We start from the raw sequence: 22,110 nt of genomic DNA, 5'->3' as shown, positions 1-22,110 counted from the left end.
GCCCTGCAGGAGGCCGTATAGGGGTTACTATTTAATGCGTCCAAGTTTCGGGGCGCAGTTCATACAGGTGCCTTCCGGGGGCTTTTCCATGCCAGGTGCACACGCGGTGCACATGACCAGGCGGGGCGTGTGCCGTATGCTGGAAAGAGCGCCCACACACGTGGCACCAAAGCGTTCAGAGGAGAAAAACGATGTCCTATATCACCGGAGCTATCTACCCGAGCTCGGACCGCCCTCAGCTGGGTGCCACCGAGGAAGAAACCCTCCGCGCCTACGCGGACGAGAACACCGCCGTAGCCCTCGGATACGCCAACCCCGACATCCACGAACTACACGCCCTGCAAAAAACCTTCAACCTGCACGAACTCGCCATCGAAGACGCCGGACGAGGCCACCAGCGCGCCAAACTAGAACGATACGGCGACTCCCTCTTCACCGTCATCCGCCCCGCCATCTACCTCGACAAAGAAGAAGAAGTGCGCCTCAGCGAACTGCACCTCTTCACCGGCCCCCGCTACACCCTCGCACTCGTTCGCGACGAACAGCGCATCAACGACAAGTTCAACCTGCTCTACGCCACCCCCGATGCATCCCCCGCCCGACTGCTGCACCGCATCCTCGACAGCACCGTCGACAGGTACGCCCCCGTGCTCGAGGGACTCGAGAACGACAACGACGAGATTGAAGACATCCTGTTCTCCGCGCACGACCGCCAAGACGCCAACTCCCTGGCGCAGCGCATATACGAGCTACTCAACCAGGTGATTGACTTTCAGCGAGCCTGCCGACCCCTCGAACCGATGATGGGTCGCATCATTGAAGGCCTACGCACCGGCGCGCTCGACCCGTCCCCCTACCCGGGCGCGAGCCAGGGCGAGGTTGAAGACGAGGCCGTGGAACTTGCCCGCCAGTTCCGTAATGTGCTCGACCACGTGGTGCACACGAAGGAACGCCTTGAGGATCTTCGTAGCTCCCTCGAAAACGCCCTGCGCGTGCACGACACCCTGCTCGGTCAGCAACAGAACGACGACACCAAGAAAATTTCCGCCTATGCGGCGCTACTCATGGTGCCCACCATTGTTGGCTCGGTGTACGGCATGAACTTTGAGGTCATGCCCGAGCTCAAGTGGGAGTTCGGCTACCCGGCGGCCCTGCTGCTGATGCTGGTCTCCTGTCTGCTCCTCTACTGGTTCTTCAAGAAGAATAAGTGGCTCTAACAGTCTACAAAACGCCACTGGCTAGGCCTTTAAACGCGTATGCCGCGTAGGGCATACACACATGCCTTACGCGGCGCGGTCGTACTGTGCGCGCATTGCGCGGTGGCAATCGCGACGCTCACGCTTGAACTTCTTACATACAGCCTCCGAATCAGCAAACATGTAGAAGTCCTCCGGCTCAGCCGACAGACCCAAAGTCGACAAGTGAACCAGCGACAGCATCGCGTAGAACATCTCGCGGCGCAGCTCAAAATTGCAGGCACCCGGAGCGGACTCCACCGCAAACACGCCGCCGGTGCACTCCAGCGCGCGCATCGCCCAGTGCTGAGTCCACAGGTCACCATTGACCGGGCTCACGCCCAGGCGAGTCAACGCCAGGCCGGTACCCTGCACACGCTCAAAGCGCAGGCACATCTCCAGGTCCTTCTCCAGGGGGAACACGAACAGCAGAGCGTTCTGCGCCGCCGCACGCAGCTCAGCCAGGTTCGCCTCGTAACCGGAAGCACCCTGAGTCAGGTGACGCATCACGCGGCCCATGGTCGAGGACGCTGGCGCGGTGCGGAAGCACGCACCGTCAGCCACCAGCTGCTCCAGAACGCCGCGGAGCTCCTCCACGTTGAAGCGCTCCATGCGGACGATGGTGCCCGCCTGCATCAGCAGGTTGAACTCTGCATCACGGCACAGCTGCTCATCGGCGGTGCAGGAAATCTCTGCGTTTGCGTACTGGCTCTCGTGAGTGGTGTTGTCCATGACCGTTCCTTCCGTAGATGCTGAATCAACCTAGCGGCAACACCGCAGGAGACGGCGTGCCCGGTCGGAAGGATCGTCCCTTCCAACACCTACACTCTATGAGCGACCCCTGACACGATAAGCAGTTTTTAATCTACCCCGGGGTAAAACTGGGAAAATTCCGAAAAATTCTGAAACCACCCGTGAAACCCGGTGAAACCGCCCGTGAAACCTAGCGAACCCCAGTGAACTCCGTGAAACACAGAAAACCGGGTGCCCCCACAGTCGGGAACACCCGGTCACTCATACGGAATAGACGGCGCAACTAGCGCTGACGGTACAGCAACCACAGCATATACACGCCACCCAACGCGCCCGTCACCAGGCCCACCGGAATCTGGAACGGCGCCAACGCACGAGCCGACACAAAATCAGCCAGCACCAAAATTACCGAACCCAGCAACGCCGAATGCCACATCGCCATACCCGGAGTGTTCCACAGGCGGCGCGCAATCTGCGGGGCAACCAGCGCCAAGAAACCAATCGGGCCGGCAACAGAAATCGCCACAGCCACCAGGAGCACGGCAGCCGCCACCAGCATGTTTACGGTCCTCTTCACCGGCAAACCCAAACCTGCCGCCAAATCGTCGCCGAGCTCCAAGACGCGCAGGCGATGCGTCAGCATCAGCACCAGCGGAATCGCCACCAGCAGCAGCACCGCCTGCACCGACATCTGGTTCCACGAGAGGGCATTTAGCGAACCGTGTTGCCAGGTCTTTGCCGCCTCCGCCTTCTCCAAATCACCGCGCGTAATCAGGTAATCATTCACGGAACTGAGCATCGCACTCACCGCAATACCAATCAGCACCATTTTCTGACCCATCGTTGCACCACCGCGCACACCCGCCAGAAGCATCACCACAGCCGCCGTCGCAAAACCGCCAATAATAGCGCCCAGGCCCATACCCACGCCGGTAGAACTCAACGACCCAATCAGCACCACAGACAGGGCACCGGTCGCCGAACCGACCGTGAAACCGATAATATCCGGCGAACCCAGAGCATTACGCGAAACTGACTGAAAAATAGCGCCCGACAAGCCCAAAGCCGCACCCACCACCACTGCGGCAAGCATACGCGGCAGACGCTGATTCAACACCAGCTGACGCTCAATCTCCGTGCCCTCACCCTGAAAAATCAGGCGAAACACCTGATCAGGGCTCATCTGATAACTACCAAACACCAGGGAGGCGACCGCCGCCACCACAAGCACCGCCACCACCAGCAGGGTACGCGGAATAGGGGTGCGGTAACGCCCAGGGATACGCACAGACCCGGCAACAGCAGACCCGGCTACAGAACGAGACACAACGCTCACAATAAAACCTCTCAGAAACCGGGGCCTACAAACCAGATACGCCAGATGAGCTAGACGAACCAGTCGAACCAGACGAACCACCCACAACAGGGCGCTGAGCACGATGCGGACCGTGCTCCGACACGTGAGCCGGACCCGACTCATCGTGCGCCTGCGCCTTCGAACCCATGCGGCCCTTCTTCGCACCGCGCGCACCGGTGCTCAAACGCAGCACCAGAACCATCAGCACCGGGGCACCAATAAAGGCGGTCACAATACCCACCTCAAGCTCACTCGGCATCACCAGAACGCGACCCAGAATATCGGAGGCAAGTACCAACACCGGGCCGTACACCAGCGACAGCGGCAGCACGCGCGCAATGTCGGAACCCACCAGCAGACGCACCACATGCGGCACGACCAGACCCACAAAACCAATCGGGCCCGCAACCGCAGTCGCTGCACCGCACAGCGCCATAATCGCAATAATCGTCGCGCCACGCACCATCGTCACCGGCACGCCCAAGCCGGCTGCCGCATCCTCACCGAGTGCCAGGGCACGCAGAGGACCGATCAGCATGAACGACAGCACCAAACCCAACGCAACAAAGGGCAGCGCAGACAGCACCTGCTCAAAGGTGCGGTTCTCCAGCGAACCCACCACCCAGAAACGGTGCGAATCAAAAGCCTTCGAATTAAACATTGTGATAATGCCGGTAATCGTGCCCAGGCAGGCGTTCACCGCCACACCCGTCAGCACCAGACGCGCCGTCGAATCCAGGTTCGGTTTAGAATCCACCAGGCCCATGACGAACACCAGCGCCGCCGCCAGACCCGAACCGGCCAGCGCCAGCCAGAGCTGAACGAACGGGGACGACACCCCAAAAACGCCCACACCGACCACCACGGAGGCGGCAGCACCCGAGTTCACACCCAGCAGACCCGGCTCAGCCAGCGGGTTACGGCTCAACGCCTGCATGAGCACACCCGACACCGCCAACGCGGCACCCACCAGCAACGCCGCGGCGGTACGCGGGGCACGCTTCGCCCAAATCAGCTTCGACTCGATGGTGTTCGCCTCCGGGTGGAGGAAACCGTCAATCGAGCGGTCCAGGGTGAACAGGCGCGAACCCACCGTAAACGACAGGGCGCAAAGCAGCACTAGCAGAACGCCGCCGATAATGAGCGCAACCGCCAGACGCGAGATAGACTTGCCACCCTGACCGCCAGAGGAGGCGCCAGATACGGCGTCCGAAGAAGCGGAGAGGGCACGAATTTTCGCCAGGGAAGCAGCGCTAACGGCGGGTCCGGAAGAGGGGGAGGTCTGTGGTGTCATAGGCTTTGGAGGTGGTGGGGGAGCGGTGTGCTTCCGTGCGGACGGAGGATGCTTAACGTATCAATAGATAAGTATTAAGTATCGCATATGCATATATGAGGTTATCCTAATAATATGGCAAATATGACGAACAAGATCACCCGCCGCTCCTTCGGCGCACTCGCACTCGGTTCTTTCGGCGCCCTCGCCCTGGCGGCATGCGGCTCCTCCAACACTTCCGGCTCTTCCTCCTCCGCGTCTGCTTCTGCGACCGGTAAGAAGGTGGCACCCTCCGCCCTGCCCTCCGGCATGGGCACCACCACCGTTGACGGCGAATTCCCCCGCACCGTCAAGCACTTCCGCGGTGAAACCACCATCAAATCCGCACCCTCCAAGGTCGTGATTCTCTCCACCGGTCAGCTCGACGGTGTGCTCTCCCTGGGCGTCGTGCCGGTCGGCGCGGCAACCGCAGGCGACGCCGACCTGGTCCCCACCTACCTGAAGACCAAGTTCTCCAATAAGTCCGCAGAGCTCGACAAGATTGCCAAGGTCGGCAAGCGCACCGACCCGGACGTTGAGGCCATCGCAAACCTCAAGCCCGACCTGATCCTCATCAACAACACCAACAAGAAGGACGAGCTGTACGAGTCCCTCGCCAAGATCGCGCCGACCGTGGTCACCGAGGGCACCGGCATCAACTGGAAGCAGGACTTCCTGCTGATTGCCGCCGCGCTGGGCACCACCGAGAAGGCTGAGAAGCTCATGGAGGAGTACAACACCAAGGCGAAGTCGGTCGGTCAGAAGGCTGGCAGCGAGAAGACCTTCTCCTTCCTGTACACTTCCGCTGACCGCACCCGCATCTTCGCGAAGTCCTCGTTCGTGGGCTCCATCTGCGTGGATGCATCCCTGGCACGCCCCGCGGCTGCGCAGGTTGAGAAGACCTCCGTGGACCTGAGCGCCGAGCAGCTCGACCAGGCTGACGCAGACTACCTGTTCTACGGCGTGCAGGGTGGCGACGAGTCCAAGCTGACCAAGGAAGCCCTGTGGAGCACCCTCAAGGCTGTCACCGAGAAGCACGCACACAGCGTGGATCCCGACATGTTCTTCCTGAACGCTGGCCCGGCTGCTGCGCTCGGTGTTCTGGAGACCATCGAGAAGGCGCTCTAAGCCTTTCTCGTCTCGTGTAGAGATTCGTTTTCGCTGGAAGCCCCGCATCTGTATCTTTCACGTCCTGCGCGTGAGGGTGAGGAGGCGGGGCTTTCTGCACGCTCGGCACCTGCTTTCGCACCTGCTTGCTGCCGCCGGATGCACTCGTGACCAGAATTGGTGCCCGCCCGCCCGAAATAGGGTCTAATGGGGGTAGAAGGCGCAGCGGTACCGTTGCCCGCGCCTGACACACCGAACCTTACACACCGATTAATTCACCGACGAAACGAGCACACAATGCCGAAGAACAAGCCCTCCGAAGAGACCCTGGCGCAGGCACGCCGCGTCATCGACGCACTCAACGAGCGTGGCGCCCGCAAGCAGGCAATCCGCCTGAAGGTAACCCTCCCCGACGCCCCGCTGCCGCAGACCGCATCCAAGTTTGGTGGCCGACCGTACCTGCCCGCTGGCGAGTCCGCGCCGACCAATGAGAAGGGTGAGCCGCTGGACATGATTGCGCAGATTAACTGCGCCGACCTGCCCGAAAAAGACATTTACCCGGCGACCGGTATGTTGCAGTTCTGGATCAACCCCAACGATGAAGAGTGCATGTGGGGTTACGACTACGAGAACCCGCTCTCGCAGAAGAATCACCGCGTCGTCTACTACGAGACGCTGGATGAACCGAACCCGGATGCCCCGTTCCCGACCGTGAACTGGGATGACTATGGTTGGCCCTTTGGTCGTGACGGCAAGGGTACCGCTGAGGAGGTTGTTGAGTACGCACTTGCCTTCGAGCCCTGGGAGCAGGGATTCCTGGATGGCGGCTTCGAAATCTACGACCAGTTCGCTGACGCCTGGGATGAAATGTACCCGGACCAGAAGCTGCCCGAGGAACCGAACGCACGCGGTGACGCCTCCTACAACCTGCTGGAGCCCTTCGAATCGGAGGAGAGGGATTACTCACATATTGGCGGCTACCCCTCGTTCGTGCAGGAGGACCCGCGCGATGAGTTCGAGGAGCTGCGCGGCCACACGGTGAACCTGCTGACCATCGAATCGGAGTGGGGTGAGGACGCCGAGGAGGGCGTGTACGTGATGTGGGGTGATGCCGGTGCGGCGAACTGGCTGATTACCCCGGAGGCGCTTGCCGCCCGCGACTTCTCGCAGGTCGTCTTTGAGTGGGCCTGCGGCTAAACGTGGTTTTGGCTGAATAGTCGAAGGGGGAGGGAAATAGAGAATAACCGCTCTATTTCCCTCCCCTTTTTGTGTACCTTTTATCGGGTACGTCTAAGCAGCGCGATACTTACGGTTCTTACTACGCGGCGGAGCCGTAGGAACAATCAGCTTCGCCTCCACAAGACGGCGCAGATCATTCGTGATGGAGGTACGTGAAGCACCCCGACCCCAATGCTCTTGGATATATGTCGTGGAAACAGCCTCGCCCTGTGCACGCAGGCCACGCACAATACCAGCCTGGCGTTCGCTGAGGCCGTCAAGCGACGCATCGGCGCCCGCCGGTTCGACGGCGTCGGCTGAATGTTTGCTCGTGGAATGGGTTGCTTGCTGAGTCTTATCCTCAGGCGCGGTCTTCTGTTCCGTAGAAGACGCACCCTGCGGGGGCTGCATCAGAGTGACCTGCACATAGAGTAGACGGTCAGCAAACTGGGGAGCGGGCAGACCCGCCTCCTTCAGCGCGCGCAGAACCGTGGGAATACCGGAAGCCCTATTCTCTGCAATCAAACGCCCCGTACCCGGGTCGGGCAGATCAGTCAGAATGCTTGCCAAGTAGCTGTTGCGGGTTGAAGAAACACCGGGCTGACCGAAATCTCGGATAGTCACAGCACCGTAGATACCGCCCGGGCTACGCACCACCAGGCGGTTGGTGTAGAGCTCAACCTGCACCTGCGAGCCGCGCGCACCCGGCGAGTAGTCGCGGTGCATGAGGGCGTTAACCAAGAGCTCGCGGATAGCCTCCAGCGGATACTCGTAGCGCTCAACCCGCCCGATACCGCTACTGTTGAGGCCCTCCATCGTGGACGTTTTGCGCATATTGCGAACCAAAACGCCCATAGCTTCATCCAACATGGAGGGGATAGGCCCGGTACAGCTGTGATTGTCCAGAAAACGTCGACCGTCCTCAGTGACCTCACCAAGCTCTTCACCGGGAAGAACAACAACGCTCATCATCAGCTGCGGGAAGAACGCCTGCGGGTAGGATCCCATGGCGAGAAGCGCCCCAAGAGTGGGCACTTCTCGGCCCTCAGAATCGATGCGTAGAATGCGTGCCTGCAGAAGAACCTCACGGTCAGAAAGCGCCGCAAAAACGCGAGGTTGCTCCTCGCGCAGGCGAGCGACATAGGCACTCACAAGGGTGGGAGAGAGGTCCTTGAAGCTTGCCTCGCTGACCAGCTCCTCGTCGTAGCGGGGCTGACTGCGGTTCTCTAGGAAGCGGTCAATCTCGTACTTGGTGAGGCGAATATCGGCCTCGCCGACGCGCTGGTAGGAGCCGTTATACATGCCGTGTGCTTCGATGTAGTAGGGCTTCTGCGTCGGGTCGCCGGGGAGCACATCGATGCGCACGATACGGTGCTGCTCGTCTGTCGCCTCAATCTGAATATCTACCGGGGGTCGAGGCGTGATCTTGGAACGGATTGCCTCAACGGATGCGTCGTGGACTGCCTGTGCGTTGAAACCTTCAACTGGCTGTAGACCTTCTGCCGGGTCGGTGAGGCCAAGAAGAATGGTGCCACCGTCTCCATTGGCGAAGGCACTAACGGTTTCAAGAACGGACTTGGGGAACCCGCCAGCTGCAGCTTTGACTTCTACTCGCCCGTTTTCAGCCTGGCTACGGCGTAGGTTTTCGATGAGTTCGGTGGTGTTTGTTTCCATGCATGCTCCCGATGGCTACTTCTTGGTGAACGTCATAGCAACGTCATAACAGCATCATAACAATTTCTGCGATGATGTTGTTATGATCCTGCGATGATGTTGATATGATTCGCTGTCTTCATCATTCTTAGAATCTTAAAAACCCCGAAATTGCAGGCTAAAACTGGGCATTCCTGTCGGTCTCATTGACCGCGCATCATATCAGCCGTCATAACAACTTCTGTTATGACGGCTGATATGATGCCCCGCTAAGACCCGTACGGCAGTCCCCGCTCGCCAAAAATAGCCCGTCATAATCCGCAATAAACGACATATAGGTACCCGCACTTGGTGCACCCCGCCGCCGGTGGCACAGTATAAAGTCGAGCCACTATCGACTCCCCGCACACAGGCGGGCAGATACACCAGGAGCAAACCAATGGCTGAACACACTTTCGGCTTCCGCACCCGCGCACTACACGCGGGCGGCACCCCCGACGCTGAACACGGTGCCCGCGCGGTCCCTATCTACCAGACTTCCTCCTTCGTCTTCAAAGACGCTGACGACGCCGCGAACCTCTTCTCCCTGCAGAAGTACGGCAATATCTACTCGCGCCTGTCCAACCCGACCGTCGCCGCGCTGGAGGAGCGCATCGCCTCCCTCGAAGGCGGCATCGGTGCGGTAGCGACCGCCTCCGGCATGGCTGCCGAGTTCATTACCTTCGCGGCTCTGTGCCAGCAGGGCGACCACATTGTGGCATCTTCCCAGCTGTACGGCGGCACCGTCACCCAGCTGGACGTGTCCCTGCGCCGCTTCGGCATTGAGACCACCTTCGTGCCCGGCACCGACCCCGCCGACTACAAGGCGGCACTGACCGAGAACACCAAGGCAATCTACACCGAGATCGTGGCGAACCCCTCCGGTGAGGTTGCCGACCTGGAAGGCCTCGCAGAGGTCGCACACGAGGCGGGTATCCCCCTGGTCGTGGACGCAACCCTGTCCACCCCCTACCTGATCCGCCCCATCGAGCACGGCGCGGACATCGTCATTCACTCGGTCACCAAGTTCCTGGGCGGTCACGGCACCACCCTCGGCGGTATCGTCGTCGAGTCCGGTCGTTTCAACTGGGGTAACGGCAACTTCCCGTCCATGACCGAGCCGGTTCCCTCCTACAACGGCGTGTCCTGGTGGGGTAACTTTGGTGAGTTCGGTTTCCTGACTAAGCTGCGTTCTGAGCAGCTGCGTGACTTCGGTCCGTCGCTGAGCCCGCAGGCTGCGTTCAACCTGCTGCAGGGCGTTGAGACCCTGCCGCAGCGTATGGACGCGCACCTGGCGAACGCTAAGCAGGTTGTCTCCTGGCTGGTTGAGGATCAGCGTATCGCCTACGTGAACTACGCCGGCCTGGAAGACCACCCGCACCACGAGCGTGCGAAGAAGCTGCTGCCGCTGGGTGTCGGTTCCGTGTTCTCCTTCGGTGTCAAGGGCACCGAGAAGGCATCCGGCCGCCTGGTCGGCGGCGAGTTCATCGGTGCCTTGCAGCTGGCAAGCCACCTGGCGAACATTGGTGACGCCCGCACCTTGGTGCTGCACCCGGGTTCGACCACACACCAGCAGCTGACCGCTGAGCAGCTGGCTGCTGGCGGTGTCGGTGAGGACCTGATCCGCATTTCCGTGGGTCTGGAAGACGTTGAAGATATCATTTGGGACCTGGATCAGGCGCTGACCTACGCGACCGGCCTGAACCACGCCGGTGAGCGTGTGGGCGAGTCCAGCGCTGACAAGGTTGTGGAGGCTGAGGAGGCGGTTGCCGCCGCTAAGGCCGCCGAGGACGCTGCCGCCGCTGAGGCTGCTGCTGGCGCATCCTGCTCCCTGCCTACTACCACTCAGGAGGAAAAGTAATGACTGAGAAGCGTACCTGGGTGGGTCCTTCCGCCCCTGAGCGTCTGAACATTCTGCGTAATACCCGCACGATTGCGATTGTGGGTATGAGCGATAAGATTTCGCGTGCCTCGTACTTTGTGGCAACGTACCTGCAGTCGGCGTCGCCGTACAAGCTGTATTTTGTGAACCCGATTCTGGCTGCGAAGGGCAAACTTGTGCTGGGTCAGCCGGTGTACCCGTCGCTGCAGGACCTGCCGGAGGTCCCGGATCTGGTGGAGATTTTCCGCCGTAATGAGGACCTGCCGGGTGTGGTTCAGGAGGCTGTGGATCTGGGCGCGAAGACCGTGTGGATGCAGCTGGGCTCCTGGAGTGAGGAGGCTGCCGCGATTGGTGAGGCTGCCGGCCTGAACGTGGTGATGGATAAGTGCGTGAAGATTGAGCATGCGCGTTTCCACGGTGGCCTGCACTTGGCCGGTTTCAACACGGGCGTGATTTCTTCGAAGCGTCAGGTGCTGTCGAAGTAAGTTGTGCTGTATAAGCCGCGGCTACCGTAGCTTGTAATTACAAAAATCAGGCGCTTGTCAGCGTTTGAATGGAGGGGCGTACCCGGGGCGATTCCCGGGTGCGCCCCTCCTTCATTAAGGACGATGTAGCGATATAAGCAACCAGAAGATAACCAGGGAAAACGCCCAGATTCCTTGAGAGCGTGTAGCTTCAATGTTATGGTTGTACTAACAGTCCCCCCTCCGCCTCTGATTCAAGCGCATCTCGAGGGGGTCCTTTTTTATGTTCGGTTCTACGGCGAACCGAGTAAGGAGAGCAGTGGTTTTGCCCAAGGAATCGTGCGTATTTCTGCCTTCAATAGAGGACCAGAAGGAATACCTTGTTGCTAAGAGGTATTTTCCTCAGGGAACGACCCTGAGCGATGATGACCGAGACATGCTTGCATGCTCTAATTTCCACTACCTTCTGGGATACTTTCGTAATTACAACAAATACAAGAGCGAGGGATTTCTGCCTGAGAAGCCAGACATCTCAGATATTTTAGATATTGTGCGTATGGATGTGGAGGTCTCTTCCCTCCTGTACGGATACATGAGGCAGAGCGAACAGGCGATTCGAGCTGCATGGGTGGAAGCATTCTGTACTTATCGTAGTCCCCATGAGTACCTCAACCCGGATGTATATATCTGCATAAATCAGGACAGGCCAGTAGATGCGCTTATCAAAGATATGATGCGGCATATCCTGCGATACCGTGAACCGTATGTTCGTGAGCGTATTGAGGAGTGGTGGAAATCTTGCGCTAAAAGTTCCTCTAAAAATCCCTCTGAAAGCTTGGAAGACTGGGAAGATGTTGAGGCGCTTCGAGAGATGATGCAAAAAGAGCTTCCCCTGTGGTCTATTGTTGATTCGTTTTCTTTGGGACTTCTCTCCCACGCAGTGGTCCAAAGTTATGCTTCAGAAACCTCCACTGAGTCTGGAGGTTCTGAAAAGTTGCTGCTCTACAAAAAGACCGCAGGGTATATGGGGGTGAACCATAAGCACTTTGAGGGCCGTCTTAAGTCTCTGACCACTCTGAGAAACCGTGTAGCTCATGGTTCTCGCCTCTGGATGATGCCAACGACTGATACCTCTGCAAAGCCTAAAATTTTTGCTAAGGACCTCCGCGAAGCGGACCCGAAAGGTATGTTGGTCAGCTTCGCCAATGTTGCTCTTTTGCAGGGAAACACCTGTCGTCAGAGGGAGGCCTGGAAAGCGATAAAAGCTTTAGTGAAGCAGAATGAGAGCTACTACATTGGCGTAGGTTCGCAGAAAATCTTCTGAAAACAGCGACAGTCCCGCAGGCACCTCGCATTATGACGCTGGCGTTCTCATTGGACTAAGAGAGGGGGCGTACCCGGGGTGATTCCCGGGGCGCCCCTAATCTGTGCCCGGTGGAGCATTCGGCGCGTTGTGGGCGAGATTGAGGGCGTAGCATCGCCCCTTGTCGAGAGCAGTTCAGCTTTAAGGTAAACCTGACCCCTATGTTCTGGGGTGCTAAGCCGGTATCCTAGTGTGGAGCCCGGCGGCCGGTACACAGCACACACGCGTACCGACCGCCGGGTTTTCCTCTCTCACAGATTGTGACGGAATATTACGTTGAATTCTCTCGGGTCTGGAATAACTGTAGGATAGCCAGCGTTGCACCCGCAGAGAGGGGCACACCGCACGATGCCCCCGGGTTACCGCAGGGTGACAACCCGCAACTACAAGAGCATCAACCACCACACGAAAGAAGAACACTATGTCCGCAATGATTAACCGCCGTACCGTCCTCGCAGGCTCCGCATTCACCGGCCTGGCTGCACTGCTCGCAGCGTGCGGCTCCAACGGCAGCAGCACCGCATCCAGCACCAACAAGCTGGAGGCTATCAAGTCTGCCGGCAAGATTCGTGTGGGCCTGGAGGGCACCTACCGCCCCTTCTCCTTCCACGACTCGAACGGCGCCCTGGTCGGTTTCGAGAAGGAAATCATCGACCTGGTCGCTAAGGACCTGGGCGTGACTGCAGAGTTCACCGAAACCCCCTGGGATTCGCTGATCGCCGGCGTGGACGCTGACCGCTACGACATCGTCATCAACAACGTTTCTGCAACCGACGAGCGTAAGCAGAAGTACGACTTCTCCGTACCCTACCTGTACTCCGAGCCGAAGGTCGCCGTGAAGAAGGATTCTTCCCTGCAGAACGTGAGCGAGATTTCCGGTCACTCCTCGGCGCAGTCTGAGACCTCGAACTTCCGCAAGATGGTGGAGGCGAAGGGCGCCTCGATCGTGGTTGTTTCCGGTTTCGACGAGGCTATCGAGCAGGTCCTCTCGGGCCGTGCAGAGATGACCGCGAACGACTCCGTGTCCTTCGCCGAGTACTTGAAGGAGCACCCGGACGCTAACCTGCGCCTGCTCTCCGGTGACCTGGGCACCGGCAGCAACTCCTCCATCCTGCTGCCTAAGGGCCAGGATGCTCTGCGTAACGCTATCGACGAGTCGCTGAAGAAGCACCTGGGCAACGGTGACATCAAGGCGATTTACGAGAAGTACGTGGGCGAAGACCTCTCCCCGAAGAACTAACACTCTCATAAGGAGCTGAGTTCCGCGCATGGAACGCTACCTCAACCTCTGGGCAGAATCACTGCCGCAGCTGCTGGGCTCGACCCTGGCAGTGACCATTCCGCTATCGCTCATCTCCTTCGCGCTGGCGCTGCTGGTGGGCATCATCTCCGCCGGCGCGCGCACGAGCCGCTTCGCCCCGGTGAACTGGCTGGCCTGGCTGTATATCTGGGTTTTCCGCGGCACCCCGCTGCTGGTGCAGCTGTTCATCGTCTTTTACGGCCTGCCGAAGGTCGGTATTGCCCTGGACGTGTGGAGTGCCGCGATCATCACGATGAGCCTGCACACCGGCGCGTACGTGGCGGAGACGTTCCGTTCCGCGGTGGCGGCTATTCCGCGCGGCCAGTTTGAGGCGGCGGCAACCCTGAACTTCACCCGCATGCAGACCCTGCGCCACGTGGTCATTCCGCAGGCGGTGCGTATTGCTCTGCCGAACCTGGGCAACAACTTTATCGACCTGATTAAGGGCACTTCGCTGGTGTCGGTTATTTCGATGGTTGACCTGTTCCAGACCGGTAAGCAGATCGCGTCGCGTACTTTCGAGCCGCTGGCAATGTACTCCGAGGTCGCCATCATTTACCTGGTGATTTTCACTCTGCTGACCGCCGCGCAGTCGGCCCTGGAGAAGTACAGTAACCGTTACGTAAGGAGCAACAATGCTTAGCGTTGATTCCCTGTCGAAGAGCTTTGGCGACACGCAGGTGCTCAAGAACATCAGCCTGGACATCCCCGACGGTGAGACCACGGTGATTCTGGGCCCGTCTGGTAGCGGCAAGTCGACTCTGTTGCGTTGCCTGAACCTGCTGGAAACCCCGCAGTCCGGCACGCTCACCATTGACGACGCGCAGGTGGACTACAGTCAGAAGCTCACCGACGCGCAGGTGCGTGATATTCGTTCCCGTTCGGCGATGGTGTTCCAGCAGTTTAACCTGTTCCCGAACTACACGGCGTTGAAGAACGTGGCGCTCGCCCCGACCCTCAACGGCACCCTGAATGCTCAGCAGGCGCAGGAGCGTGCCCGTGAGCTGCTGGCTAAGGTGGGTCTTGCCGACAAGGTTGATTCCTACCCGGACGCTCTCTCTGGTGGCCAGCAGCAGCGTGTGGCGATTGCCCGCGCCTTGGCGTTGGAACCCTCCTACCTGCTCTTTGATGAGCCGACGAGTGCGCTGGATCCCGAGCTGGAGGCGGAGGTGATCCGCGTGCTGATGCAGCTGGCGAAGGAGGGGCGCTCCCTGGTCATCGTGACGCACAATATGGCGTTTGCGAAGAAGGTTGCGGATCGTATCGTGTTCCTGGAGAACGGTACCCTGCGCTATAACGGTGAGCCGACCGGTTTCTTTGCTTCGGATGATGAGCGTATCCGTAAGTTCTTGACGGTGTACGACAGCACCGAGTACACGATTTAGCCGTACTGCACATAGTAAATATGGGCTGGTTTCTGCCGGTCAGATAATCATCTGACGAGCGGAAACCATCCCATATTCTATATTCAGCATATATTGGTTTTTACTCTGAAAGACCCTTAGAGCGGCGGTACTCCTCCAGTTGCTCAGCATTAATCACCTCAAGCTGTTCAGTGAGCGGAGCACCAGGGGCCCAGCCCTCATTAGCAACGGCACGGTCCTCCTGCTTACCAAAAGTGAAGAGACGCGGGCGAGGCACACGCAGCTCAGCCGGGGTAGTCGGCAGCTGCCAATTCTTCATATGGGAGAGCACACCAAACACCAGGCACAGGAGAATAGACAGACCCATCGCCAGGTTCGGGCGGTGGAAGAAACCAGACACAATCGCCGTCTCGGTCGCACCCACAAACGCGACCGTCGCGTACAGCGAGTTACCGCCAAAAATCGCCGGAATGCGGTTGACCATAATGTCACGGATAACGCCGCCACCAACCGCGGTGGTCACACCCAGTGCAATAGCGGGCAGCCAGTGCAGGCCCAAGTTCAGGGACTTAATGGTGCCGGTTGCCGCCCACGCACCCATACCGATGAAGTCAATGATGAGCATGGTTCGGGTCGCCCAGCGGGCACTCAAGTCGATGCTGTACGCCAGAATCGAGGAGCCGATAGCACCCACCCAGTAGCCGCCGTCAGTGAGTGCCACGGGCAGTCCGGAGTTCAGTAGGATGTCACGGATCATACCGCCGCCCATGCCGCAGGCGACCGCGAGCAGCAGGAAGCCCACAATGTCGAATCGGAAGGCGCGCGCCACAGCACCGCCGAGCAGGCCGTTAGCGACAACGGCGGCAATGTCGACGATGCGGAATACCTGATCTGGGTCAAAGAGCTCGTGCATGGGCGTTCTCCTGCGTACGTGATGCGTGTGCCGGTAGGGGAAGTGCGCGCAACGGGGGGTCGGGTGACGACGTTATCACCGCATCCGGCTCTGTTTGCCTGTGCGCGTACCTGAATTGGCACCGATTTATTGTAGACCCGCCGCCGCCTCTGCTCCTAGTTGAAAGGTGCTCATGACGAGCTCTGAGACGTAACGGAGAAGCTTGTGGGCGCGCTAAAAGATGGGCGTAGAATGAGTGAATCTCCACCCCCAATGCTCTGTCATGATTGTTTTTGTGCTGGGGTCCTTCCAGGACGGTAGTGGCATCATTTCTTCGCTACTGTTGGCATTGAGCCCCCTGAATGCGGTGGAGTCTATGGCGATCATGATGTTTGCCGGTGCGGCGCTGTCGGCGCTCATGGTGTGGCTACCCTCCCGTAAGCGGAGCGCTCGCTAAGCTGGGTCTAGACGAATACTGAAGGCATGTGGCCCGGTCGTTTGATAGACCGGGCCACATCGCAAATCGTTATCTGCGTAAGGTGAAAGGAGCCGCCGTGACGGTATCGCGTGACGAAGTTTTCGAAATCCTGCGGGGCGTGGTGCCCCGCCTGGAGGAGGCGCTTCCCGGCTGGTCGGTGCGTCCCAACATCACGGGTACCGGCGCGGTGGGGCTCTATCTGGACGGCCCCGCAATCTACCGGGACGGCGAGCCCCTGACCGGCGTGAACGCCGAAGGTGAGCCGGTCGTTCGGCACCTGTGCGGCACGATTCAGACCGCTGACCGCGGCCTGCCGCAGGAGCTCGGGCAGGTGCGCTACCAGTACATCCTGGGCGTGAGCGTGGCGGAGCACGAGAGCGAGTATCCCGAACTGGCCGACCTGGCGAGCGTGGGGGAGCCGAGCTGGGTTCCTGCGCTGAGGGCCCTGGAGGCGCTGGTGGAGTTCGAGGGCCGCGAGACGCTGTTCATCAGCCGCGGCGGGTACGTGCCCGGTCGCCGCGCCCTGGGTAAGCGCCGCGTGGCGCTGCGGCGCGAGTTCTTCCCCGGTAAGCCCTGGCTGGGTTTGGGCACGATTGACTGGTGTGCGGGCGTGCGCTCGACCCCGGTGTACGCCGAGGATCTGGTGGCTCTGGTGGCCGCGGCGACGCGCCTGGCGAGTAGCTGGGATGCAGCCCTGCGCATTGGCGCTGCGGACAGCCAAAAGTAGTTAAAACAAAGCGGCGCATCCGACCCGTGATGGGGTGGATGCGCCGCTTCTGTGTAAGCTCTGACGCTTAGTGGGTTTAGCCCAGCGTCTCAGCCAGCTTGAACGAGTCAATCCGTATCAAGCCGCATGCGATATTGCCTTATCGATAGTATGCAAGGGTGATGCATCCTGCCGCCTCTACGGGGGCGTAACCGTAGCGTTTGTAGAGCGCAATGGCGTGTTCACTCGCAACGTCGGTGGTAATGAGTCGCTGTCGAATGTCTTCTCGGTCAAAGTCATCAATGACACGCTTTAGAAGCGCAGAACCAACGCCCTGACGCTGGGCGTGCGGATGCACTAGGAGGTCCTGAATGTAGGCGATAGAGTGACCGTCCCCGACGGCGCGTACTAGCCCGACGAGTCGTCCTGTTTCTTCTGCGGTCGCCTCTCGTGCGGTGTAGAGATACCGCGACCCTTCCAACATCGGGAGGAGGCGTTCGGGCGTTTTGGTATAGGCGCTCCAGCCGACAGAATCGTAAAGCTCAGTAAGTTCTTCCACGCTGGGATAGGGGCTGGTGGAGTCCAAAATACAGTACCGCATACAGGCATTGTATAGCGCCAAATCGGGGGAATTTAGAAACTGCTACCCAACACGTTGCTGGGCTTGAGGACATAAAGGAAGCGGCGCATCCGACCCGTAAAGGGGTGGATGCGCCGCTTCTGTGTAAGCTCTAACGCTTAGTGGGTTTAGCCCAGTGCCTCAGCCAGCTGAATGCCCTGTGCCACGCCACCGAGGGTTGCAGCAATACGGATCAGGTCGTTGACCTGCTCCTTGGTTGCGCCCTCTTCACGCAGGGTGTGCTCGTGAGCCTCAACGCAGTGGGAGCAGCCGTTGACTGCGGACACTGCCAGAGCGAACATCTCGAAGTCCAGCTTCTCAATGCCACCGTTCTTACCGATAATCTGCATGCGCAGGTTTGCACGCTGGTCATCGTATGCACCGTGCAGGAAGCCACGGGTGCGGTAGAAGATGTTGTTCATGCCCATGATGGTCGCAGCACCCAGAGCAGCCTCGTAAGCGGTGTCGCTCAGGTGCTCCTTAGCCTCTGCAGCAATCTCAACAACAACAGAGTCAACCTTGGTTGCTGCTGCGGTTGCGAGGATTGCGCCCCAAAGCTGCTGCTCGGTGAGAGAGCTAATGCGGGGCAGGGAGGACAGGTTGAGGTTCATGTCCTTCGCGTAGGAAGGCAGAGCCGAACGCAGGTTATCGATGCTCATGGATTACTTCATCTCCTTGAATGCGTCGATGGTTGCTGCACCCTTCTTCCAGTTGCATGCGCACAGCTCGTCGGACTGCAGCGCGTCCAGCTGGCGGAGTACCTCGTCGGTGTTACGGCCGACGGAGTCAGCGGTAATGGAGACCGACTGGATGGTGTTGTGGGGGTCGATGATGAAGGTTGCGCGGTCTGCAACGCCGTCTTTGTTCAGGATGCCCAGTGCGCTGACCAGCTCACGCTTGAGGTCGGATGCCATGACGATGGGCAGGTCCAGGAGCTCTTCGTGGGAGCGGCGCCATGCGTAGTGGGTGTACTCGTTGTCAACGGAAACACCAATCACCTGGGTGTCGCGTGCCTCGAACTCGTCAGCGAGCTTGCCGAATGCTGCAATCTCGGTGGGGCAAACGAAGGTGAAGTCCTTCGGCCAGAAGAAGACGACGCGCCAGGTGTCTTCGTCCAGACCCTCGGAGGAGACGGTGGTGAAGTAGTCTTCGGGCTTGGTTGCTTCGATGTCAGCCAGCTTACCGGGGACAACGCCGGTGAGCTCGTATGCGGGGAACTGGTCGCCGATGGTCAGAACTGCCATAGTGTTCTTCTTTCTGCTTTGTGCCGCGCGGATTCGTTGCGCGGCGCTTATTCTTACTGCCCAGTGGGCGGGCTCGATAACTATTTTATTATGAATAATTCATAATAATCAAGTGATGTTGGATTAAAACCCGAAGGTTTAACTATGATTTGCATCACCGAGTATCCTGGGATGCTCACAAAAGCTTTTCCGGCGTACAAACCTGAGGGTTTAAGCTCGAATCATGACCCCCGAACACAGTAACTTCTCAGAACACAGCGAATATGTAGAGCCCAACCAGCCCGAACTCATTACCGAGCGCCTCACCCTCCGCCACCTGTGCGAGGCGGACATCCCCGACATCGTGGAATCCTGCCGCGACGAAGAAACCCTCCGCTACACCCGCCTCCCGTTGAACTACACGCGCGCCGACGCCGAAGACTACCTGCTCACCACCGCCCGCCAGATTGCCGCCGGGCAGATTCAACGCTGGGCGATTGACGCCTCCGGCGTGTTTGCCGGGACCATTGAACTGCGCCTGCCCGAGGGCACCCCCGAAAGCCCCGGAACCCGCGCCGAACTGGGCTATTATGCCGCCCCGAAAGTGCGCGGCAAGGGCTACATGACCGAGGCGCTGCGTGCCGTCCTCGGCTACGCTTTCGACCCGCTTGGCTTGGGTCTTGAGAGTGTGCGCTGGACCGCCCTGGCGGGTAACGAGCCCTCGGAACGGGTGGCGGTTAAGGCGGGTTTCACCGGCATCTACGACGATATTGACCCGAGCTCCGGCCGCCCCGACGAGAACGGCCACCCGGTGCAGCATCGGGTGCGCCGCGCCGATATGACCCGCGCCCAGTTCGCGGCGCTCTGGTCTGACTAGCTCTGGGCTAGCTAAACCGCGCTACTTTAGTCCGCGCTACCTGATGCCGAAGCCGCGGAACGAGCCGGACGGCTCCTCCCACTCGACGAGCACCTCATCCACGCGGCCCGCGGTGTCGCCGCCGCGCAGAATATCTACCAGGCGAGCGCAGGAGACGGCGGTACCTTCCGCAACGACTTTCACGCGCCCGTCGTCGAGGTTTTCGGCGTAGCCGGTCAGCCCCATGGGCTTGGCGGTTCCGGCGCACCACCAGCGGAAGCCCACGCCCTGCACTTTGCCGCTGACGAAAGCGACGAGGCGGATTTCGGCGGGCTCTGCCGGGGTGCGGTCGGTGAAGAAATCAAAGAAACCCATGGGTCCTCCCGTGGTCGTCTCGTTGAGGGTGGTTTGATGGGGGTGAGCGCCGGTGGTGGCGCTCTGATAGCTTCTATAGCTTCAGTCTAGAGGGTGCGGGGGTGCATCCGCCTGGTTGCCGCGCGCACGTGCCGTGAAGAGCTGAATAAGGGTAGAGCAACCGGAGCCGCGCCCACAAGGGGAGTAAGATGGGGTGATATTTATCAGCGGCAACGCTGAACACACAGACTGTACCCGCAACACTCATCCGCTGGAGGATCATTGAGTTCACGCCCTAAGAAAGCGCCCCTCGTCGGTAACCCGGCGAAGGCACCGTACAAGCCCTGGCCTGCTCTCTGGTCCCTGGTTGTTGGCTTCTTCATGATCCTGGTGGACGGCAATATTGTCACCATCGCCCTACCGCACATGCTGCAGGATCTGGAGGCGTCCCTGTCGGCGGGCATGTGGGTGACGAGCGCCTACCTGCTTGCGTATGCGGTGCCGCTGCTCATTACCGGTCGTATGGGTGATCGCTTCGGTCAGAAGAACCTGTACATGATCGGTATGGGTATTTTTACGCTCGCCTCCCTGTGGTGTGGTCTGGCGCCGAATGTTGAGTCGCTGATTACTGCCCGCGTGGTGCAGGGTTTGGGCGCGTCGCTGATGACCCCGCAGACCATGTCTCTGATTACGCTGATGTTCCCGCCGAATGCGCGCGGTGTTGCCATGAGCATTTGGGGTGCGACTGCGGGTGTCGCCTCGCTGGTCGGCCCGATTCTGGGCGGCGTGCTGGTGGATACTCTCGGCTGGGGCTGGATTTTCTTCATCAACATTCCGGTTGGCCTGGTCGGCCTGTTCTTGGCGTGGCGTAATGTGCCGGTGTTCGAGCAGAAGAAGCACAGCTTCGACTGGTTGGGTGTGGTGCTTTCGGCGGTCGGTCTGTTCCTGCTGGTTTTCGGTATTCAGGAAGGTGCCACCTACGACTGGGGCATCATGACCGATTCGTTCCTGGGTACCGGTATTGCGGTGAGCGTGTGGGGCCTGATTATTGCCGGCATTCTGGTGCTGGGCCTGTTTATTGGTTGGCAGGCGGTGAACCGCAAGGAGCCGCTGGTGCCGTTGAGCCTGTTCAGCGACCGTAACTTCTCGGTGTCGAATGTGGCCATCGCGGCAATGGGTGTGGTCGCTATCAGCATGGCATTCCCGCTGACCCTGTACCTGCAGCAGGTGGAGGGCCTGGACCCGACCCAGGCTGCGCTGATGACCGCCCCGATGGCGTTGTTCTCGGGCGCGTTGGCGCCGGTGGTGGGTGCGCGTCTGAACCGTAACGACCCGAAGTGGATTGCCGTGATTGGCTTTACGTTGCTGGTTATTGGTTTTGCTCTGCTCCGCCCGACGATGGTTGCGGACGGCAACCTGTGGCTGATGGTTGGTCCGATGATTATTCTGGGTGCGGCGAACGCCTGCATTTGGGGTCCGCTGTCGGTGTCTGCGACCCGTAACCTGCCGCCGCAGCGTGCCGGTGCGGGTTCGGGCGTGTACAACGAGACCCGCCAGATGGCGTCGGTGCTGGGTTCGGCTGCGATTACGACGATTATGGCTTCTGCGATTACCTCGCACCTGTCCGCGTTGGGTCCGGCTGCCGCAGCGGGCGGTAGCTCTCACGGCAGCGCTGCTGGAGGCGTGCTTCCGCAGGTCCTGCGTGAACCCTACGCGGCGGCAATGGCTGATTCCATGATGCTGCCCCTGGTTGCCGCGGCGGTGGGCGCGGTCGTGTGCCTGTTCTATGCCTCCAAGAAGACCTCCGAGGCAAAAGCCGCCGCACAGAACGCTGAGGCAGAGCCTGAGTCAGAAAACACTAAATAGAAGGCTTATCAGAGCGCTTTTACGGCATAAGCGGTGCATAACCTGAGATGCGGTGCTATACCGGAGAAA

The 22,110-nt window shown here is 59.7% G+C and carries 22 protein-coding genes; 13 read left to right on the top strand and 9 right to left on the bottom strand.

What is annotated here, in order from left to right; all coding sequences use genetic code 11:
* The first annotated feature begins 191 nt into the window (after positions 1–191).
* Complete coding sequence (locus HMPREF2879_RS00650; RefSeq protein ID WP_049357905.1) at positions 192–1,217, top strand: magnesium and cobalt transport protein CorA; 1,026 nt, start codon at positions 192–194, stop codon at positions 1,215–1,217.
* Positions 1,218–1,283: 66 nt separating this feature from the next.
* Here the strand turns inward: HMPREF2879_RS00650 and HMPREF2879_RS00645 are convergent, their stop codons facing one another.
* The 3 genes from HMPREF2879_RS00645 to HMPREF2879_RS00635 all read right to left on the bottom strand — a co-directional run bounded on the left by HMPREF2879_RS00645 (position 1,284) and on the right by HMPREF2879_RS00635 (position 4,639).
* Positions 1,284–1,967 (bottom strand): integrase, encoded by a 684-nt coding sequence (locus tag HMPREF2879_RS00645; RefSeq protein ID WP_070634578.1) that lies wholly within the window; start codon positions 1,965–1,967, stop codon positions 1,284–1,286.
* A gap of 304 nt (positions 1,968–2,271) precedes the next feature.
* Entirely contained in the window at positions 2,272–3,324 is a 1,053-nt protein-coding gene (locus tag HMPREF2879_RS00640) for a FecCD family ABC transporter permease (RefSeq protein WP_070599210.1), read from the bottom strand.
* A 25-nt stretch (positions 3,325–3,349) separates the two neighbouring features.
* Positions 3,350–4,639 (bottom strand): FecCD family ABC transporter permease, encoded by a 1,290-nt coding sequence (locus HMPREF2879_RS00635; RefSeq protein ID WP_070634577.1) that lies wholly within the window; start codon positions 4,637–4,639, stop codon positions 3,350–3,352.
* Between the two features lie 123 nt (positions 4,640–4,762).
* Between HMPREF2879_RS00635 and HMPREF2879_RS00630 the strand changes: the two genes are divergently transcribed.
* Together HMPREF2879_RS00630 and HMPREF2879_RS00625 are read left to right on the top strand one after the other, a co-directional pair.
* Positions 4,763–5,785, top strand: a complete 1,023-nt coding sequence (locus HMPREF2879_RS00630) for an ABC transporter substrate-binding protein (protein WP_070634580.1) — start codon at positions 4,763–4,765, stop codon at positions 5,783–5,785.
* Between the two features lie 276 nt (positions 5,786–6,061).
* Positions 6,062–6,961, top strand: a complete 900-nt coding sequence (locus HMPREF2879_RS00625; RefSeq protein WP_070634576.1) for a YwqG family protein — start codon at positions 6,062–6,064, stop codon at positions 6,959–6,961.
* Between the two features lie 93 nt (positions 6,962–7,054).
* Here HMPREF2879_RS00625 and HMPREF2879_RS00620 read toward each other — a convergent pair whose 3' ends face one another.
* Positions 7,055–8,656: an ATP-binding protein gene (locus HMPREF2879_RS00620; RefSeq protein WP_070634575.1), complete on the bottom strand. Its 1,602-nt coding sequence runs from the start codon at positions 8,654–8,656 to the stop codon at positions 7,055–7,057.
* A 418-nt stretch (positions 8,657–9,074) separates the two neighbouring features.
* Here HMPREF2879_RS00620 and HMPREF2879_RS00615 point away from each other — a divergent pair, with 418 nt between their 5' ends.
* From HMPREF2879_RS00615 to HMPREF2879_RS00590, 6 genes are all read left to right on the top strand, one after another.
* Entirely contained in the window at positions 9,075–10,535 is a 1,461-nt protein-coding gene (locus HMPREF2879_RS00615; RefSeq protein ID WP_049358864.1) for an O-acetylhomoserine aminocarboxypropyltransferase/cysteine synthase family protein, read from the top strand.
* Positions 10,535–11,041: a CoA-binding protein gene (locus tag HMPREF2879_RS00610; protein WP_005509183.1), complete on the top strand. Its 507-nt coding sequence runs from the start codon at positions 10,535–10,537 to the stop codon at positions 11,039–11,041. The genes HMPREF2879_RS00615 and HMPREF2879_RS00610 overlap by 1 nt, the downstream gene beginning before the upstream one ends.
* A 298-nt stretch (positions 11,042–11,339) precedes the next feature.
* Positions 11,340–12,344 carry an Abi family protein gene (locus tag HMPREF2879_RS00605; protein ID WP_049361881.1) on the top strand — a complete coding sequence of 335 codons (1,005 nt, stop codon included), beginning with the start codon at positions 11,340–11,342 and terminating at the stop codon, positions 12,342–12,344.
* A gap of 460 nt (positions 12,345–12,804) precedes the next feature.
* Positions 12,805–13,623 (top strand): transporter substrate-binding domain-containing protein, encoded by an 819-nt coding sequence (locus HMPREF2879_RS00600; RefSeq protein ID WP_070634574.1) that lies wholly within the window; start codon positions 12,805–12,807, stop codon positions 13,621–13,623.
* 28 nt (positions 13,624–13,651) lie between these two features.
* Positions 13,652–14,326: an amino acid ABC transporter permease gene (locus tag HMPREF2879_RS00595; RefSeq protein WP_070541738.1), complete on the top strand. Its 675-nt coding sequence runs from the start codon at positions 13,652–13,654 to the stop codon at positions 14,324–14,326.
* A complete protein-coding gene (locus HMPREF2879_RS00590; protein WP_005507268.1) occupies positions 14,319–15,068 on the top strand; it encodes an amino acid ABC transporter ATP-binding protein in 750 nt (249 codons plus the stop codon). Before HMPREF2879_RS00595 ends, HMPREF2879_RS00590 begins: the two co-directional genes overlap by 8 nt.
* A gap of 100 nt (positions 15,069–15,168) precedes the next feature.
* On the opposite strand, the gene HMPREF2879_RS00585 is transcribed toward HMPREF2879_RS00590, so the two are convergent.
* Entirely contained in the window at positions 15,169–15,960 is a 792-nt protein-coding gene (locus HMPREF2879_RS00585; protein ID WP_070634573.1) for a trimeric intracellular cation channel family protein, read from the bottom strand.
* Between the two features lie 262 nt (positions 15,961–16,222).
* Between HMPREF2879_RS00585 and HMPREF2879_RS09395 the strand changes: the two genes are divergently transcribed.
* Together HMPREF2879_RS09395 and HMPREF2879_RS00580 are read left to right on the top strand one after the other, a co-directional pair.
* Complete coding sequence (locus HMPREF2879_RS09395; protein WP_168165092.1) at positions 16,223–16,396, top strand: hypothetical protein; 174 nt, start codon at positions 16,223–16,225, stop codon at positions 16,394–16,396.
* A gap of 97 nt (positions 16,397–16,493) precedes the next feature.
* The gene (locus tag HMPREF2879_RS00580) at positions 16,494–17,144 is read left to right on the top strand and encodes a hypothetical protein (protein WP_049346558.1); all 651 of its coding nucleotides are present in this window, start codon (positions 16,494–16,496) and stop codon (positions 17,142–17,144) included.
* Between the two features lie 139 nt (positions 17,145–17,283).
* On the opposite strand, the gene HMPREF2879_RS00575 is transcribed toward HMPREF2879_RS00580, so the two are convergent.
* The 3 genes from HMPREF2879_RS00575 to HMPREF2879_RS00565 form a co-directional block, all read right to left on the bottom strand.
* Entirely contained in the window at positions 17,284–17,607 is a 324-nt protein-coding gene (locus HMPREF2879_RS00575; protein ID WP_246822878.1) for a GNAT family N-acetyltransferase, read from the bottom strand.
* Positions 17,608–17,870: 263 nt separating this feature from the next.
* Positions 17,871–18,401 (bottom strand): alkylhydroperoxidase, AhpD family, encoded by a 531-nt coding sequence (locus HMPREF2879_RS00570; protein WP_070634571.1) that lies wholly within the window; start codon positions 18,399–18,401, stop codon positions 17,871–17,873.
* Positions 18,402–18,404: 3 nt separating this feature from the next.
* Positions 18,405–18,986 (bottom strand): peroxiredoxin, encoded by a 582-nt coding sequence (locus tag HMPREF2879_RS00565; protein ID WP_070605115.1) that lies wholly within the window; start codon positions 18,984–18,986, stop codon positions 18,405–18,407.
* 223 nt (positions 18,987–19,209) lie between these two features.
* Between HMPREF2879_RS00565 and HMPREF2879_RS00560 the strand changes: the two genes are divergently transcribed.
* The gene (locus tag HMPREF2879_RS00560; protein ID WP_070634570.1) at positions 19,210–19,842 is read left to right on the top strand and encodes a GNAT family N-acetyltransferase; all 633 of its coding nucleotides are present in this window, start codon (positions 19,210–19,212) and stop codon (positions 19,840–19,842) included.
* 36 nt (positions 19,843–19,878) lie between these two features.
* Here HMPREF2879_RS00560 and HMPREF2879_RS00555 read toward each other — a convergent pair whose 3' ends face one another.
* Positions 19,879–20,196: an acylphosphatase gene (locus HMPREF2879_RS00555; protein ID WP_049334014.1), complete on the bottom strand. Its 318-nt coding sequence runs from the start codon at positions 20,194–20,196 to the stop codon at positions 19,879–19,881.
* A 261-nt stretch (positions 20,197–20,457) separates the two neighbouring features.
* Here HMPREF2879_RS00555 and HMPREF2879_RS00550 point away from each other — a divergent pair, with 261 nt between their 5' ends.
* Positions 20,458–22,041, top strand: a complete 1,584-nt coding sequence (locus HMPREF2879_RS00550) for a DHA2 family efflux MFS transporter permease subunit (protein WP_070634569.1) — start codon at positions 20,458–20,460, stop codon at positions 22,039–22,041.
* Positions 22,042–22,110 lie beyond the last annotated feature (69 nt).

This window comes from Rothia sp. HMSC069C04 (assembly GCF_001812895.1).
Classification (GTDB): domain Bacteria; phylum Actinomycetota; class Actinomycetes; order Actinomycetales; family Micrococcaceae; genus Rothia.
This window is presented reverse-complemented; position numbering and strand designations above follow the sequence as displayed.